We start from the raw sequence: 16,797 nt of genomic DNA on the forward strand, positions 1-16,797 counted from the left end.
TCAGATCAAAAGTCGTAATTTGGATTTTATCGACTCATTTTCTTCTTAACCTATTTGATAGGCATGTTCTTAAAATCCATCCTGACTGGTCTGTTTCTTATGCTTGAAATCTCCGGGGCTATAGCTCAATCCACTCCCCTAAACTATCCAAAGACCCGCAAAACGGATCAGATCGACGATTATCACGGCACGAAAGTGGCCGACCCCTACCGCTGGCTCGAAGACGACCGGTCGGCGGAAACCGGTGCGTGGGTGAAAGCCCAGAATGCTGTCACCTTCGGGTATCTGGAACAGATTCCTTACCGGAAACAACTGGAAAAGCGGCTCGAACAGATTATCAATTACCCCCGTTTTTCGGCTCCGGGTCGTAAAAAGGAGTGGTTTTACTTTTACAAAAACGACGGGCTGCAAAACCAGTCGGTTTTATACCGGCAGAAAGGACTGGACGGCAAGCCCGAAGTGGTGATCGACCCCAACCAGCTTTCGGCCGACGGCACGACGAGGCTCACGAGTTTCGATCTGTCGAAAAACGGCCGCTATGCTGCCTATGCGCTGTCAAAAGCGGGGTCCGACTGGCAGGAAATCTACGTGATGGACATGCAAACCTTAAAACCGCTGCCCGACAAGCTCGAATGGGTGAAGTTCACGGGGGCGGCCTGGAAAGGCGACGGTTTTTATTACAGCCGGTATGACCAACCCGCTGCCGGGCAGGAGCTATCGTCCAAAAATGAGTTCATGAAGGTGTATTTCCACCGGCAGGGAACCGCTCAGGCTCAGGACGAACTGGTGTATGAAGACAAAACGCATCCGTTGCGGTATTTGTTTTCACAAACCACTGAGGATGAACGGTTTTTGATCCTGAACATTTCTGAGGGCACGGATGGGTCCGAGGTCTGGTACAAAGACCTGAAAGCCGGTGACAAGCAATTCCAGCGACTTTTCGAAGGCTTCAAACACAACTACTCGGTGGTCGACAACGTGGGCGATCAGTTACTGGTGTATCACAACAACGGCGCACCGAATTACAAGCTTTCCAAAGTGATGCCCAAAACCGGTGCGCTCAGTGATCTGATTCCGGAAAAACCCGAAAAACTGGATGGCGCGACGATTGCCGGAGACAAACTCTTTGCGAATTACCTGAAAGATGCCACCTCGCGTATTTACGTGTACGACCTGAACGGCAAGCTCGAAAATGAAGTGTCGCTGCCGGGCCTGGGAACGGTGAGCGGTTTTGATGGGGAGCGCGACGACCAATTCGTTTTCTATACGTTTACCTCCTTCACGTTTCCGGCCACCATTTACCGCTACGACCTGGCGACGAAGAAAACCACCCTGTTCCGGGCACCGGAAGTCGATTTTAAACCGGCGGATTACGAAACCAAACAGGTGTTTTTTACCAGCAAGGACGGCACCCGCGTACCGATGTTCCTGACCTACCGGAAGGGCCTGCAACTGGACGGCAGCAACCCGACCATGTTGTACGGATACGGCGGTTTTAACATCACCCTCACCCCCGGATTCAGCGCTTTGCTGATTCCGTTTCTGGAACAGGGCGGCATTTACGCGTCCGTGAACCTGCGCGGGGGCAGCGAATACGGCGAAACCTGGCACGAACAGGGCATGAAACTCAAGAAACAGAATGTATTCGACGATTGCATTGCGGCAGCCGAGTACCTGATCGCTCAAAAATATACGTCACCGCAGAAGCTGGCGCTGCGGGGCGGTTCCAACGGCGGTTTGCTGGTCGGCGCGGTCATCAACCAGCGACCGGATCTGTTCCGGGTTGCCATTCCGCAGGTGGGCGTGATGGACATGCTGCGGTTTCATAAATTCACCGTCGGCTGGGGTTGGGTGTCGGATTATGGCAGCAGTGATAATGCCGACGAATTCAAGGCAATTTATGCCTATTCACCCCTTCATAATATTAAAGAGGGAATCCCGTATCCGGCCACGATGATCACCACCGCCGACCACGACGACCGGGTGGTTCCGGCCCATTCGTTCAAGTACGCGGCTACGTTGCAGGAACACTACAAAGGCCCGAATCCGGCCCTGATCCGGATCGAAACCAACTCCGGCCACGGTGCCAGCAACACGAAGAAAAACATCGAGTCGACGGCGGATATCTACGCGTTTCTGCTCTGGAATATGGGCGTAACGAGCTTGAAATAGACGTGAGAGCAGAGATGTTAGAGTAGAGACAACAAAGCTCTTGGCCTTTATTCTCCCGTCTCTGCTCTCACGTCTCACAACAAAAAACCGCCGGAAGCTCGCTTCCGGCGGTTTTTTGTTGCGGTGCTGCCTGATTAAAATTTGAAGGCAACCCCTAATTTCAGTGGTGCAACACCATAACCCACTTCAGCAAAAGCGCCGATATTGGGTTTGAAGTAGTAACGACCGCCCAGATGCAGGTTAAAGAAGGCACCACTACCGTACGAATCGCTGTAAATGGAACCACCCGGTCCATCGTATTTGTAACTCGAAATCCGGTAGCCAATACCCACACCAGCGTATAAGTCAAGCTTGTCGTTACCCAGATTTAACAGTTCATTGACGTGGTATGACCCACGAACACCGATCGGGACGAATGTATAACGCCAGTATGATGAGTAACTCCAGGTATAAAAGTCAACCTGAGCCCCTACGCTGATTTCATCGGTTACACCCACTTCGAAGGACGCGCCTAGGGGAATTCCACCACCATAGTATGCACCCAAACCAATACCGGCATTCAATAATTTATCGCCTTTCTGATATTGTGCGAATGATTGCGTACCTACCAGCAGTAGGGACATTACGAGGAGTGAGGAGAGTAATTTTTTCATTAGTATGAATGAGTTAGATGTGAAACTTAGGCCAAAATAAGGGAGTTTCTCAGGTTCTTACAAGTGGTAAAGGCTTAGTTGGCCGCAATTCGGTGAAAAACGGGTAGAATTCCCTTAAATTCTCGTAGTAGTTACCCTTATTTCTTTTTTAGTAGCAAGTAGTTCTACGTATGCTCCCGTTGTAATTCATGTAGTTACAATAATTACGGCGGGCTTCCGAACGCTGCCGGGCTGGCTGTTTCGAACGACAAAGGGTGGGGTATCGAAAAAAAGTCGAATTTTCGCACAACCGCTGTAATGAATGCCCTCTTCCGTCGTCTTTGTCTCTGAAATGGATTTACAAGCCTTCAAACAAATCGTACTCCCCGTTCAGGGCCGGCTGTTTCGGTTGGCCAAGCTGTTTCTGCGCAACCGCGAAGAAGCCGAGGATACGTTGCAGGAGGTGTTGCTGCGGCTTTGGACCAAACGGCAGCAGTTGGATTCGTACCACAGCGTCGAAGCGCTGGCGGTGCAGATGACCCGAAATCTGTGTCTGGACAAACTAAAATCCCAGGCCAACCGGACGACGGACGGCAATACCGACCTGACTACCGTTCAGGCAGACGACGTTTCGCCGTATCGCCAGGCTGAATTAGCAGACAGCAGTGCGCTGCTGCGTCGCATCATCGGCGATTTACCGGACCCGCAGAAGCTGATACTGCATCTGCGCGATGTGGAGGAGTATTCGTTTGAAGAAATTGAACAGGTAACGGGCCTGACCGTCAACAACATCCGCGTGATTTTGTCGAGAGCCCGGCAGCGGGTGCGGGACCGTTACGTAAAGACCAACGATTATGAAGCAGGATATTGAAAAGCTGCTCGAAAAATACTACGCCGGGGAGAGCACCCTGAAAGAAGAAAAAGCCTTGCGGGATTTTTTTCGCGGCCCCTCGGTTCCCGCCCATCTGGAAAACCAGGCCGGGCCGTTTCGCTACTTTGCCGAAGCCCGGAACGAGCAACCGTCTCCCGCTTTCAACAACCGGTTGGCCAATCGGCTGGGTTCGGCGGGTCGCATCCGAAGTCTGACGACCTGGGGGCTTCGAATGGCCGCCAGTGTGGCCCTGCTGGCGGGCGGTTTTGTGGGCGGTTATTATTACAGCAACCGGGTCGCTGAGCAAACCAATTCGCTCGAAACTTCGTCGACGGTGGCCATCAAAAAGGTGCTGAACTTCGATCCGGCAGCCCAGACATCGGCCAGCGAACGCATTCAGGCGGTTAACCAGAGCTACGAGTTGGCGGAAGCCGACCAGGCGATTACCCAGTTGCTGATCAACACGCTGAATTTTGATGAAAACATCAACGTAAGGCTGGCGGCTTGTGAGGCATTGATGCGGTTGCCCAACGAACCGGGCGTTCGGGAAGCGCTGATTCAATCGCTGAAGATTCAGACCGATCCCTACGTCCAGATCATGCTCATCGAAACCCTGGTTTCGATTCAGGAAAAACGGGCCGTCGACGCGATGCAGCGACTCGCCCAAAACCGCCAGCTTCTGGAAGCGGTTCGGCTGAAAGCGGAGGAGGGGCTGAATCGCCTGGCCCAGACCAAAAACCGCTCTGCTTCCTGATTTTATTCGATTTCCACTTTTACAGACCAAACCAATGAGAAAAATCAGTTTATTGATTGTCACGGCTTTATGCTGCCTTCTGGATGCCAACGCCCAGGAATACAAGGCTAAACTCGCCAATGCCAAAGACCGGAAAATCGTCATCGAAATGGACGCCGGTGAATACAAAATTGAAGGTTACGACGGTGACGAGGTCGTCATCCGGGCCTCTTCGGGACTGGAAGCACCGCCGGAACGGGCCAAAGGACTGAAACCACTGTATTATTCGGCCGTAGACAATTCCGGTATCGGGTTGGCCGTAACCCCGGAAAACGGCGGGTTGAAAATCGAAAAAGCTACCCGTAAGGACATCGACTACACGATTCGGGTGCCTAAAAAAGTCGCCATTCTATTCCGTCAAATCAACTGGCGGAATGGTTCGGTCACCATCAGCAACATGGACGGCGACCTGGAAGTGCGGACCACCAACTCGCCTATTACGCTCAAAAGTGTGACCGGCCCCGTGGTCGCCAACACCACCAACGGCGAAGTCAACGTCTTTTTTACGAACCTGAGCCAGGAAAAACCGACATCGATTACCACCATTTCGGGGGCGGTAGACGTGACGCTGCCCGCCAATGCGAAAGCCAACATGAAGCTGCGGTCCATCAACGGCGAGATGTATACCGACTTTGACCTGGGTCTGAAAAGTTCGAAGGAAGGTTTGTCGCGCGTGGGCGGTGGCAACCACATCGAAGGTACAGCCAACGGCGGAGGGGTTGAAATTCAGCTCAATACCATCAGCAGCAACATCTACATCCGCAAACAGAAGTAAGCCACCAAAAACGCCCTATTCCCGTGAAAAAGCTCCTGTTCTTGCTCCTGACCGGCCTGACTGTTGGTTCGGCCTTCGCCCAGAAAATTATTGACAAAACGTTCCCGTTCACGCCCAATCAGCTCGTCAACCTCCATCTGAAGTTTGCCGACAGCATCCAGGTCCGGTATTGGGACAAACCGGAGGTGTATGTGCGCATTGCGGTAACCATCAACAGCGGTCAGCTCAACAATGCCCTGCTGGTTGAATCAGCATCTACGGCGACTGAAATCAGCGTCAAAACCGATTACGACCGGGAACTCCTGCGACTGGGCAAAGCCGAGGACTGTCCGGGCAAAAAAGCGTCGACCTGGCGCACCGAAATGAATGGCCAGGATTACTACGTCTGCAGCACGATCCATTACCAGGTCTTTCTGCCCCGCAAAGCCAAACTGCGCGTCGAAACCATCAATGGCAACATCGACATCGAAGGCGCCAGCGAAGAGGTGTTTGCCAAAACCATCAGCGGTTTTGTCGACCTGAACTGGTCCGGAACCAAGGGCGCTAATCTGTCCATGAAAACCATCACCGGCGAGGTATATTCCGATTTAAACATCGACTTCAAAACCAAAAAGCAGAAGAATCCGATGGTTGGTTATCTGCTGGAAGGAACCGTCAACGGCGGTGGGCCGACAGTACGGCTGGAGTCGATCAGCAACAATGTCTATGTTCGGAAGAAGTAATACGATAGACCTCATCCATGACGCGGATCCGGTTTACTGAATTATGGGAATATTGAGAATCACGAAAGTTTGACCAAAACAAAAACGGCTTAACCGCACTGATGCGGTTAAGCCGTTTTTGGCAATCAGGTTTAGGATTAGATTACTCGTTCTCCTGTGGCAGCGTTCCTTTCGACGTATTACCGGCCACTTCTGCCGCCGGTGCTTCCTGACCCGCTACGTTGAAATGCTGAATTTTGTAGTTCCGGTTGGCCAGATTTTCCTCAGCCGTGTGCGGCACCAGGATACCGTTGACCGGTTCTGTATTGAGCCTTGGTTGCTTGTAGTTGGCTACCGCCCGGTTGTTCACCGCCGGGGTGCTAATGCCTTCTCCTTTCTGGTTCGCCCACTTTTGGGCAACAGCGGCTTTGTTGGGGTGTTTGTAATTATGGGTCGAATAGGTGACATCCTTCCGACGTTTGGTATCGTCCTGGGCTGCGGCATTCAAAATCGTTAATCCACTAAGAGCTAGAGCAAAAATGTATGTTTTCATGGCTTTTTCTATCTTTATAATAAATCAACCACTCGGTTTCAGGTTCGTCTAGTACCCTACTGCCTGGTTGACCTTACAAAGGTCGTAAGCCGGTGTTAAGCTCGTGTTAGAACGACATTAGAACGGGGTTAGAAATGCTGCTAGCGGGGAAAAATGACAATAAAAGTGGTTCCGACGTCCTCCTTCGACTCAACCCGGATGTCGCCTTTGTGCAAGCGGACAATGCGCTCCGTCAGCGAAAGTCCAATGCCGAACCCCGGCAGTCCGCTGGCATTACGCCCCCGCTGAAACGGGATGAACACCTCCGCTAGCTGGTCGGGCGGAATCACCGAACCGGCGTTATGCACCCGCAATTCGATCGACTTCGGCTGGAGGGATGCGTGAAGAGTTACCGTTTGGTCGGTCGAAAATTTGCCGCCGTTCTCGAGCAGGTTAAAAAAAGCCGTCCGCAGCAGCGGTTCGCTGCCCGTCAGTTGCCAGTCGGCGGGGGACGCATTCGGCGAATCGATGCGAAGGTGAACGGTATAGGTCGGTTGAAGCCGCTGAACGTCGAGTTGAACCTGTTCCAGCAAACGATCCAGTTGCACGGGGCCCATCGGCACGGCGGACGAATCCATGCTGGCATTGGCCAACGCCAGCAATCCATTGGCCATGCGGTTAAGCCCCCGGACGTCGTCCAGCACCGAGCGCAGCGTCGCCCGCAGTTCGTCGGGCTCATCATCGGCCAGCAGCGACACTTCCAACTGCCCCGTAATGGCGGTCAGCGGGGTTCGCAACTCGTGCGACGCGTGCGACACAAACGACCGTTGCAGCCGAAACGCGTCCTCCAGCCGGTTGAGCATCCGGTTGAACCGCTGCGCCAGTTGAGTCAGTTCGTCGGCGCTTTCGCCTTCGGGTAAACGGAGCGACAGATTCGAGGCAGTAATTTCGTCGATCCGCTGGTTGATGCGGCTGATGGGTTCCAGAATACGGCCCATGAAGTAGCGGGCCGCAATCAGCATGACGCCGATCATCACGAACCAGCCACCGCCCAGCAACCGCGCCAAATCCTGCATGGACCGCACGCCATAGATGTCAACCGCCGAGGCAAAAATGACGAACGGGGCGGCCTTTTCGGTAAACAAAATCCCCACGATTTCGCGATTTCCCTCCCGCCACTGCGTTGTCTGTAGCTCCCGCACCCGGTTTAAAATCGTGGGTGTCACCGTGAGAAAGTCCGTTCCGCTTTCGTAAATCAGGCGGTTTTGCGCATTGTAGATAATGATTTCCTCATCGGGCAAAACCGTCAGTTGATTCTTGTCGATCAGGTTGTAGAGCGTCGGCCCCAGGCTCTCCTGCCCCACCAGCAGATGCCCCGCCGTCAGGGCTTCCGACCGCAACCGGTTCAGGAATTCTTTTTTCCGGTACTGTTCCGCCACCAGATACAGGATCAGGCAGAAAAAGGCCAGCAAAATGGAAACGATGGCGGTCGATAAAAGGGTCAGTCGGTTTTGAAGGCTCATTTTTCTTTCAGCACGTAGCCCATTCCGATCAGCGTGTGGATGAGCTTGGTGGGATAATCCTTGTCGATCTTGGCGCGCAGGTAACTCACATACACATCGATGACGTTCGTGCCAGTATCGAACCCGATGTCCCACACCTGCTCGGCAATGTCTACCCGCGAAACCACCCGGCCCGCATTGCGCATCAGATACTCCAGCAGGGCAAATTCACGGGCCGTCAGCTCAATGGTCTGCCCCTGCCGACGGGCCACGCGCTCGTGCAGGTCGAGTTCCAGATCGGCCACGCGCAAAACCCGATCCACTTCTTCCGTCGTACCGGCCCGGCGCAGGAGGGCTTTCACGCGGGCCACCAGTTCCAGAAAGTCGAAGGGTTTGGCCAGGTAGTCGTCGGCTCCGGCTTCAAACCCCAGCAATTTATCGGCAGTTGTATCCAGCGCCGTCAGCATCAGAATCGGCACCCGGCGGTTTTGCTGCCGGATGTACTCCGCCACTTCAAGACCGCTGATATCGGGCAGATTGACGTCCAGAATGATGAGATCGAAGGTTGTGGTATTGAAAAGTGCTTTCCCTGCCTCGCCCGTCAAGGCCACCTCCACCGTATATGATTGCGTCTGAAGCCCTTTTTTAATAAACGTAGCCACCTTGGGTTCGTCTTCAACCAATAGCAGATGTGCGTTGGAACCAGTCGTCATAAGTCAGTGCGCGCGTTCCCGAAAGGGATAAAGTAAAACCGGATGTAAAGTACGAATCGAATGATTAGCAATCTACACCCGGTTTGATCGGATACGAAGTATTCATGAGAGATTCTACATTATATAACCCTATCTTTGAGCATCTGAGAACCGGGCAGGCCGTTTGTTACTGGTGTTCTGCTGCGTTTTTCATCAGTTCAATCAGCGGTTTGCGGATCAACTCATTTTTGTAGCACGATGAATAAGACAGGGGCAATCGTAGTCATAGAAGACGATGAAGATGATCAGGAGATGCTGACTCAAGTATTTAAGCAACTTGACTACAAGAATGAGATTATCTTTTTCGAAGATGCGGAGGAAGCGCTTCGCTATTTAATCTCCACCTCCATCGAGCCCTTTATCGTTATCTCGGATATCAATATGCCGAAACTGAATGGGCTGGAATTGAGAGAGCAGATTCACGAGAATGAAGACCTGAGATTGAAGTGCATTCCGTACCTGTTTTTCACGACAAGTGCCGAGCAGAAACACGTTATTGACGCGTATTCCAAGTCGGTTCAGGGATTTTTTATCAAACCTTCCAAGTTTGATAAACTGAAGGAAACCATTCGAAAGATCGTAGAATACTGGCAGGAGTGTGTCTCTCCAAATTATGTCAAGTAATCAAAAAAGCCCCGATCGGGGCTTTTTTGATGGCAGGTATCACTCGTGATTGGACGTCACTTTGTCGTTGCTCTTCAGCTTATCTTTAAACACCTTGCGGAACTTGTCGAGCTTCGGTGCAATCACAAACGAGCAGTAGCCCTGCTCCGGATTGTTGGCGAAATAGCTCTGGTGATACGCTTCAGCTTCATAAAAGGTTGTGGCTTTGCTGATTTCCGTCACAATCGGCTTGTCATACGCACCCGACGCATTCAGTTCTTTCTTCACGGTTTCGGCCAGTTGCTTCTGCTCGTCGTTGTGGTAAAAAATGACCGAGCGGTATTGCGTTCCGACATCGGCTCCCTGCCGGTTAAGCGAAGTTGGGTCGTGGCTCCGGAAAAAGGCCTGCAACAGTTCGGCGTAGGTTACTTTTTTCGGGTCATACGTCACCTCGACACACTCGGCATGGCCGGTGTTGCCGGTGCAGACTTCCTTGTACGTAGGGTTCGCTTTGGAACCGCCTTCGTAGCCGGAAACGGCATCCGAAACACCATCCAGCGATTCAAACATGGCTTCCGTACACCAGAAGCAGCCCGTGCCGAAGGTGGCTTTTTCCATACCGGCGGCAGTTGATACAGGGTTGTTGGTATTCATAATTTTAGATTTTTTCTCGGATGATTGTTGTTTCGTTGACTGACCACAGGCCGACAGCGATGCCAAAGGCAACAGGGCCAGCAGCCAGGTACTAACGCGTTTTAGATGCATGGGTTTAAACATTGTACGAAGTTGAGGGTTTTATTCCGACCTTACACCGGTATAACAAAATCGAGTTCCAGCCTGTATCTACGCGGGAATCAATCCAACGGTTTTTAAAGAACAGAATCTATTTTAAGACGGTTCGCCGGAAAAGAAATTGCCTGGCTTAACTCGTATACCGTAAACCATGACGATAAAACCCATGACGGAATCATTTGCCCTGAAAACAGAGCCGTTTCGTTTCGACGGCCACGGATCTGAAAAATTCGCCATTGCCGATTTCCCCACCAAACTAGACGATTTGTACGAAGATTCGACCCACTACGAGGTCTTGCTGCGCAACCTGACCACCGAGTTGAACGAATTGCAGGAGAAAATGTACGCCCACAACCGCTACGGTTTGCTGACGGTTTTTCAGGCGATGGATGCCGCCGGCAAAGACAGCACCATTCAGCACGTTTTTTCCGGCGTAAATCCGCTGGGGATGCGCGTTCACTCGTTCAAACGACCGACGGATCAGGAACTGGATCACGATTTTCTCTGGCGTAATCTTATCAACCTGCCCGAACGCGGCACCATTGGCATTTTCAACCGCTCCTATTACGAAGAAGTGCTGGTGGTGAAAGTCCACCCCGAAATTCTGACCCAAACCCAGCGGTTGCCCGAGGAACGCACCGTCGATCTGGACAAACTTTGGAAACAGCGTTACAAAGACATCAGCAACTTCGAAACGTACCTGAACCGCAACGGTTTTCCGGTGCTGAAATTTTTCCTGAACGTGTCGAAAAAAGAACAGGGCGAGCGGCTCATCAGCCGCATCGAAGATCCGTCGAAGAACTGGAAGTTCGACGATCAGGACGTGGTGGAGCGCGGTTTCTGGAACCAGTACATGCAGGCTTACGAGGATGCGATCAACGCAACGGCCAGCAAAAAAGCGCCCTGGTACATCATTCCGGCCGATGACAAGAAAAACATGCGGCTGATCGTGGCTAAAATTCTGGTCGAAGAAGTGAAAAATCTCAAAACCGATTACCCGAAAGTGAACAAGCGTCAAAAGAAAAGTTTGCAGGATCTGGTCGCCGTTATCAAGGGCGAGTAATCCGGCCTTCTTTTTTACCAAACCGTCTGAACCGGAGTGTCTTCCGGTTCTTTTTTTCGTCTAAGCAACTGAGAGAAGTTCTTTCAGCCGGAACGGGCCGTCCGGCGGAGGTGCGGCCTTCCCCGTTGCACGACGATTTGAAATACTGTTCTACCCTTTGGCTGATCAGCGGTTTTCTGCTCAGCCAATCGTTTGCCGTTGCGCAGGAATACCGTCGGCGCGAGACCAACCTCACGGCGTTCATTCAGAACCTGTTTCCGGTTCAGACCGAAGGCATTGATTACCAAACGGTTTACGAAAATCTATACCAGCTTTACGCCAACCCGCTCGATCTCAACACCGCCACCCGCGACGAGCTGGCAGCCACCTCCCTGCTGACCGAACGCCAGCTCAATAGCCTGGCGGAATACCGCACCCGCTTTGGCAACCTGCTTTCAATTTATGAACTCCAGGCCGTTCCGGATTTCGACCTGCCCACCATCCGCCGACTGCTGCCTTTTGTCACCGTCGATGCCCAAAACCGCTCGCTTTCGGTTCGCAATCCCACCGACCATTACCTGATCATGCGGGTGGAACGCGTCCTGGAAAAGCAAAAGGGATTTACGTCGGCAGAACCGGACAAAAACGGCAACCTGCCCCGGCGCTACGACGGCAGTCGGCAGCAGTGGTACTGGCGGTACCGCTACAGCCGCCCGCGCGCGTTCAGTTTTGGGCTGACGCTGGAGCAGGACCCCGGTGAACCATTTCGCTGGAAACCGGCGAGCCATCAGTACGGCATCGACTACGTTTCGTTTCACGCCCAATTTCAGAACCGGGGCCGTTGGCGGAACCTGCTGATTGGTGATTACCAACTCCAAATCGGGCAGGGGCTCATCCTGGCGTCGGGCTTTTCGCTGGGCAAAGGCACCGAAACCGTCGCAGGTGTTCGGCGGCCCTCGCTGGGTGGACGGCCTTACAGTTCCCTCAGCGAATCCGGTTTTCTGCGCGGGCTAACGGCCACCTATTCCCTGCACAAAAACTGGGACATAACCCTACTGGCCGCCCACAACCGGCGGGATGGCAACGTGGTGGAAGACCCTGAAAATCAGGAAGACAAGATTAGCTCCCTCCAGACCAGCGGCCTCCACCGCACCACGTCCGAACTGACCGACCGGGCCAGTCTGCTGGAGCAGAATCTGGGCATTCATGTATTGCACCACCGGGATCAACGGTGGCAACTGGGTGCGACTATTTTGCATACGGTTTTCGACAAAACCCTGCAAAAACGCGATCTGCCGTACAATCGCTACGAGTTTTCGGGGAAACAAAACACGGTTTTCGGGTTGCACGGCAATTATGTGTGGCAAAACGTCAATTTTTTCGGGGAAGCCGCCCGGTCGTCGAGCGGGGGTGTTGGGGCCGTTGGTGGTGCTGTCGCCAGCCTGACCAAGCGGTTTGATGTCGCAATGCTGGGGCGGTATTATGCCCGAAATTTTCACAGTTTCTACGCCAATGCCTTTGGCGAGAACACGCGCAACAGCAACGAACGCAGCCTTTACACCGGCTTGCGGTATGTCATCTATCGCAAACTGACGCTGGGAGCCTTCATGGACTACTACCGGTTTCCGTGGTGGAAATACCTGGTCGATAAACCGTCGCAGGGGTACGATTACCTGCTGCAAGCCACCTACACGCCCACCAAAAAGCTTACGGTTTACGGGATTTACCACGAAGAACACAAGGAGAAAAACCTGCCAACCCGGCTTAGCAAAGGCCAGGAAACCGTTGAAACCGTCCGAAAAAATTACGCCCTCAACGCCGACTATTCTCCTTCCCGAACCTGGTCGTTTCGCACCCGGATTCAATGGGGAAGCTTCCGGTATGCAGGTTATCCGGCTTCAAACGGGCTGGCCATCGTGCAGGATGCTACGGCGGACTTCGGACGGTTATCCTTCAGCGGGCGGCTGGCGTGGTTCAGCACGAACGACTACGACAGCCGCCAGTATGTCTACGAACGGGATGTGCTCTCTGCGTTTTCGATTCCGGCCTACGCCAACAAAGGCATCCGGAATTACCTGCTGCTGCAGTATACCCTCAACAAACACCTGGATGTCTGGCTCCGCTGGAGCCGAAGCGATTTCCGAAAACAGGAAACCGTCGGCTCGGATCTGGACGAAATTGACAAACCGCACAAAAGCGAGGTGAAGGTGCAGGTGCGGTGGCGGTTTTAAACCCTAATCCTCGCTCGGCCGAATGTTCACCTCCTCCACTTTCACCGTCTTGCTGCTCACCGCCGAAACGCCGAAGAAACCGACGGCTTTGGGGCCGCTGGCGTTGCGGTTCACCACGTTGGTCGGTACGTTGGCGGGCGGGGAAGCAAACAGCCCGCCGTTGTTGATCTGGGTGCTGAGCTGCTGAAAGAAATAAAACGCATCCGGCGTGATCGACAACACTTCCACTTTTACCGAATCGTTCCGGTTGTACAAACTGTCGGGGTTGATCGACGTCCGGATGGGCTGGATAAACAACAAACCGTCGGTGTCGGCCGAACCGTTGAACGAACCATTGTACGACACGACGATGTCGCTGGTTTCGTCGAGCCGCTTGCCGTTGCGATACGCCCGAATCCAGTAATAATCCGTCTGGTTCGGGAGGTCCGTTGCGTAAAACTCGCCCGCGAAACCCTTCCGGTCTTCCAGCGGATTGGGTTTTTCTTCCCGGAAAACCAGCGAATCGATGGTCGGAACGGAATTCATCTGGGAAATGGCATAATATTCCTGCCCTTCAAACCGGATGCCCAACAAATACCTTTTGCCGATTTTTCCGAATACTTCACCGGGTTTTGGGGTCCAGACGTAGGTTCCGTTCCCTTTTACATCGATAAATTCGTGAATCACGCTGTCCTCGTCGGCCACAATCACCGTGGCACCCAGAGCGGCCGGGGGCTGCGCTGCATCAAAATACCCGGTGGTTTTCGTGAGTTTAATGGTTTGTGGCCCCGGCTGATCGGTCAGCCAGCCATCGATGGCCAATTGCGACGGGCCGGTTTGCAGGTCAATATCGATCGGATCTTCGCAGGACGACAGCCCCAGCAGCAGCAATCCCAGCAGGATCACGTGGATAACCGAAAAACCGAATATGGGGGTATTTTTCATGGCGGTTTCTATCTTCTAAAACTTGAAATTGTAGGTTGCCGACGGAATCAGCGTGGCAAAAACCGAATACCGCACGGCTTCAGCAACCGGAATCTGCACCTGCTCACCGTTCAGCGTCACCGTCCGTTTGTCTTCGGCCTGCCGGAAAAAGACCGAAAACGGGTTCTTCCGACCGTAGGCGTTATAGACCGAAAACACCCAGTTACTCTCCCATTTCTGCGTCGGTTTTTTCTTGCGGTTTTGCAACGTAGCCGCCAGGTCTAAGCGGTGGTAGGGCGGAATCCGGTAATTGTTCCGGGAATTCTCGGCGTTGTGCGGTACCAGATACCCCTGAAACAGGTAGCCGTTGGTGGGAAACGTGGCGGGTGTGCCCGTCGCAAAAGCGAAGGTTGCCGAGAAACTCCAGCGTTTGTTCAGGTCATACAAAGCCACGGCATTGAGCGTGTGCCGCTTGTCAAAACGCGTCGGAAACCAGCGGTTGTTGTTGATGCCGTCTACAAACCGTTCGGTTTTGGCCAGCGTATAGCTCACCCAGCCTGTCAGGTCGCCTTTGTTCTTTTTCAAGAAAAACTCCGCGCCGTAGGCACGGCCTTTGCCGTTCAGCAAGTCGCCTTCGAGGTACTTGTTGAGCAGCAGGTCGGCACCGTCGATGTAGTCGACCTGGTTTTGCAGCCATTTGTAGTAAAGTTCCACCGACACTTCATACTCCGTACCGGTTTTGCCCAGATTCCGGAAATAGCCCCCCGCAATCTGGTCAGCAATCTGCGGTTTGATGTTGTTGGTCGATGGCGTCCAGACATCCAGGGGTGTAGAAGCCGAGGTGTTCGAAACCAGGTGGATGTATTGCGCCAACCGGTTGTAACTCATTTTCAACGAACTCACCTCATTCAACTCATACTTGGCCGAAAACCGGGGTTCCCAGTTGCCGTAGGTTTTAATGGTTTCGTTGCGATCGTAGGTCGTGGTGGAAACCGGAAACCGGCGCTGGTTGGGCGGCACATCGGTCTGAAATTCGTAGGCTTCGCCGGGGCCGAGGTAATTATAGAGCGAATACCGCAACCCGTATTGCAACTGCAACCGTTTGGAAACCAGTTGCTCGTTGCCGATGTAGAGCGCACTTTCGAGGGCATATTTATTCTCCAGCCCAAACGTCCGCACCTCGCCCCCGCTGGCGGCATTGGCCAGCCCCGGCTGGAAATCGTAGACAATGGCCTGACCACCAAACGTTAAGGTGTTGTTTTTCAGAAACAAGGTAAAATCCGGTTTGATGCTGTAATTGACGATGGACGATTTCCAGTTGAAATAATCTTTGGGATCTTTCCGCTTCAAGTCACTGTCGAGCAGGTAATCGTAATTGCTGTAAAAAGCCGTGGTGTTCAGGAACAGCTTGTCGCTGAACACGTGATTCCAGCGCAAACTGGTCGTGGTATTGCCCCAGTTGAACCCAAAATCGGCCCCAAACACATCGCGCCCCAGATAACCGGACAGGTAAATCGTGTTTTTGTCGTTGATGCGGTAATTGGCCTTGGCGGTGAGGTCATAGAAGAAAAACCGGGAGCCTTTCAGGTCGCCCGTCAAAAACGGTTTGGCCAGAATGTCGGCATACGACCGGCGGCCGGCAATGATGAACGAACCGCGCGCCTGCCCTTCTTTATTTTTAAACAGCGGCTGCTCCAGTGTCAACCGGCTAAAAATCAAGCCAATACCGCCAGAAACCGTCGTTTTCTTGGAATTTCCTTCCTTCATCCGAACGTCGAGGATCGACGAAATCCGCCCGCCATACACGGCCGGAATACCGCCTTTGACCAGTTTCACGTCCTTGACCGCATCGGGGTTAAAAACCGAGAAAAACCCGAACAGGTGGGAGGAGTTGTAAACCGGCGCTTCGTCGAGCAACACCAGATTCTGATCGACGTTTCCGCCCCGGACGTTGAAACCCGTTGCGCCCTCGCCAACCGTTGAGACACCGGGCAGGAGTTGGATGCTCCGGATGACGTCGACCTCGCCCAGCAACGCCGGAATTTTCTGAATCGTCTTCATTTCCACCGTATTGACGCTCATCGCAATGTCTTTCACATTGTCGTCTTCGCGTTTGGTCGAAACAATCACTTCCTGAAGGTCACGCCCTTCTTCTTTCAGTTCAATATCCAGTCGAACGTTCTGGCTGGTCAGGTCGATGGTGCGGTTCTGTTTGGTAAAACCGACGTAGGTATACACCAGATTGTAGGTTCCCAGTGGTAAGGTCAGCGAGTAAAAGCCGTAGGAGTTGGTGGTGATGCCGGAACCGGTTTCTTTCACGAATACCGAAACGCCAATCAGGCCTTCGCCGTTGGCCGCGTCTTTAATGTAGCCGCTCACGGTGGCCTGCGCGCTTGTTCGCCGGGTTGCGGGGGCCGGATCGGAGGTTCCCTGCGCCCGAACGGCCGGGCCGACCAGCAGCAGCAGCAGGCCAATTTGTAAGATTTTTTTCATAAG

Annotated in this window: 15 protein-coding genes; 8 read left to right on the top strand and 7 right to left on the bottom strand. The window is 53.1% G+C overall.

Features of this window, described 5'->3' with window-relative positions:
- The first annotated feature begins 99 nt into the window (after window positions 1-99).
- Window positions 100-2,172: a prolyl oligopeptidase family protein gene (locus FH871_RS02165; RefSeq protein ID WP_229316946.1), complete on the top strand. Its 2,073-nt coding sequence runs from the start codon at window positions 100-102 to the stop codon at window positions 2,170-2,172.
- Between the two features lie 134 nt (window positions 2,173-2,306).
- On the opposite strand, the gene FH871_RS02170 is transcribed toward FH871_RS02165, so the two are convergent.
- On the bottom strand, window positions 2,307-2,825 hold the full coding sequence (locus FH871_RS02170) for a hypothetical protein (RefSeq protein ID WP_138989690.1): 519 nt from the start codon (window positions 2,823-2,825) through the stop codon (window positions 2,307-2,309).
- A gap of 301 nt (window positions 2,826-3,126) precedes the next feature.
- Here FH871_RS02170 and FH871_RS02175 point away from each other — a divergent pair, with 301 nt between their 5' ends.
- From FH871_RS02175 to FH871_RS02190, 4 genes are read left to right on the top strand one after another with little or no spacing between them, the layout of a single operon-like run.
- The gene (locus FH871_RS02175; protein WP_229316948.1) at window positions 3,127-3,675 is read left to right on the top strand and encodes an RNA polymerase sigma factor; all 549 of its coding nucleotides are present in this window, start codon (window positions 3,127-3,129) and stop codon (window positions 3,673-3,675) included.
- Window positions 3,659-4,429, top strand: coding sequence for a HEAT repeat domain-containing protein (locus tag FH871_RS02180; protein ID WP_138989691.1), 771 nt, complete (start codon window positions 3,659-3,661; stop codon window positions 4,427-4,429). The genes FH871_RS02175 and FH871_RS02180 overlap by 17 nt, the downstream gene beginning before the upstream one ends.
- 34 nt (window positions 4,430-4,463) lie before the next feature.
- The gene (locus FH871_RS02185; RefSeq protein WP_138989692.1) at window positions 4,464-5,243 is read left to right on the top strand and encodes a DUF4097 family beta strand repeat-containing protein; all 780 of its coding nucleotides are present in this window, start codon (window positions 4,464-4,466) and stop codon (window positions 5,241-5,243) included.
- Between the two features lie 23 nt (window positions 5,244-5,266).
- Window positions 5,267-5,965, top strand: a complete 699-nt coding sequence (locus FH871_RS02190) for a hypothetical protein (protein WP_138989693.1) — start codon at window positions 5,267-5,269, stop codon at window positions 5,963-5,965.
- Between the two features lie 142 nt (window positions 5,966-6,107).
- On the opposite strand, the gene FH871_RS02195 is transcribed toward FH871_RS02190, so the two are convergent.
- The 3 genes from FH871_RS02195 to FH871_RS02205 all read right to left on the bottom strand — a co-directional run bounded on the left by FH871_RS02195 (window position 6,108) and on the right by FH871_RS02205 (window position 8,691).
- Complete coding sequence (locus FH871_RS02195; protein ID WP_138989694.1) at window positions 6,108-6,497, bottom strand: hypothetical protein; 390 nt, start codon at window positions 6,495-6,497, stop codon at window positions 6,108-6,110.
- 140 nt (window positions 6,498-6,637) lie between these two features.
- On the bottom strand, window positions 6,638-7,999 hold the full coding sequence (locus FH871_RS02200) for an ATP-binding protein (protein ID WP_138989695.1): 1,362 nt from the start codon (window positions 7,997-7,999) through the stop codon (window positions 6,638-6,640).
- The gene (locus tag FH871_RS02205) at window positions 7,996-8,691 is read right to left on the bottom strand and encodes a response regulator transcription factor (RefSeq protein ID WP_138989696.1); all 696 of its coding nucleotides are present in this window, start codon (window positions 8,689-8,691) and stop codon (window positions 7,996-7,998) included. The genes FH871_RS02200 and FH871_RS02205 overlap by 4 nt, the downstream gene beginning before the upstream one ends.
- Before the next feature lie 237 nt (window positions 8,692-8,928).
- Between FH871_RS02205 and FH871_RS02210 the strand changes: the two genes are divergently transcribed.
- Complete coding sequence (locus tag FH871_RS02210) at window positions 8,929-9,354, top strand: response regulator (protein ID WP_138989697.1); 426 nt, start codon at window positions 8,929-8,931, stop codon at window positions 9,352-9,354.
- Between the two features lie 39 nt (window positions 9,355-9,393).
- Here FH871_RS02210 and msrA read toward each other — a convergent pair whose 3' ends face one another.
- Window positions 9,394-9,987, bottom strand: coding sequence for a peptide-methionine (S)-S-oxide reductase MsrA (msrA, locus tag FH871_RS02215; protein WP_138990229.1), 594 nt, complete (start codon window positions 9,985-9,987; stop codon window positions 9,394-9,396).
- 304 nt (window positions 9,988-10,291) lie between these two features.
- On the opposite strand from msrA, the gene FH871_RS02220 reads away from it, so the two are divergent.
- Both FH871_RS02220 and FH871_RS02225 read left to right on the top strand, forming a co-directional pair.
- Window positions 10,292-11,188 carry a PPK2 family polyphosphate kinase gene (locus tag FH871_RS02220; protein WP_138989698.1) on the top strand — a complete coding sequence of 299 codons (897 nt, stop codon included), beginning with the start codon at window positions 10,292-10,294 and terminating at the stop codon, window positions 11,186-11,188.
- A 137-nt stretch (window positions 11,189-11,325) separates the two neighbouring features.
- The gene (locus FH871_RS02225) at window positions 11,326-13,398 is read left to right on the top strand and encodes a helix-hairpin-helix domain-containing protein (protein ID WP_229316952.1); all 2,073 of its coding nucleotides are present in this window, start codon (window positions 11,326-11,328) and stop codon (window positions 13,396-13,398) included.
- Between the two features lie 3 nt (window positions 13,399-13,401).
- Here the strand turns inward: FH871_RS02225 and FH871_RS02230 are convergent, their stop codons facing one another.
- Both FH871_RS02230 and FH871_RS02235 read right to left on the bottom strand, forming a co-directional pair.
- Complete coding sequence (locus tag FH871_RS02230; protein ID WP_138989699.1) at window positions 13,402-14,322, bottom strand: DUF4249 domain-containing protein; 921 nt, start codon at window positions 14,320-14,322, stop codon at window positions 13,402-13,404.
- A gap of 15 nt (window positions 14,323-14,337) precedes the next feature.
- Window positions 14,338-16,794 carry a TonB-dependent receptor gene (locus FH871_RS02235; protein WP_138989700.1) on the bottom strand — a complete coding sequence of 819 codons (2,457 nt, stop codon included), beginning with the start codon at window positions 16,792-16,794 and terminating at the stop codon, window positions 14,338-14,340.
- Window positions 16,795-16,797: the final 3 nt, after the last annotated feature.

This window comes from Larkinella sp. C7 (genome assembly GCF_006149005.1).
Lineage (GTDB): Bacteria > Bacteroidota > Bacteroidia > Cytophagales > Spirosomataceae > Larkinella.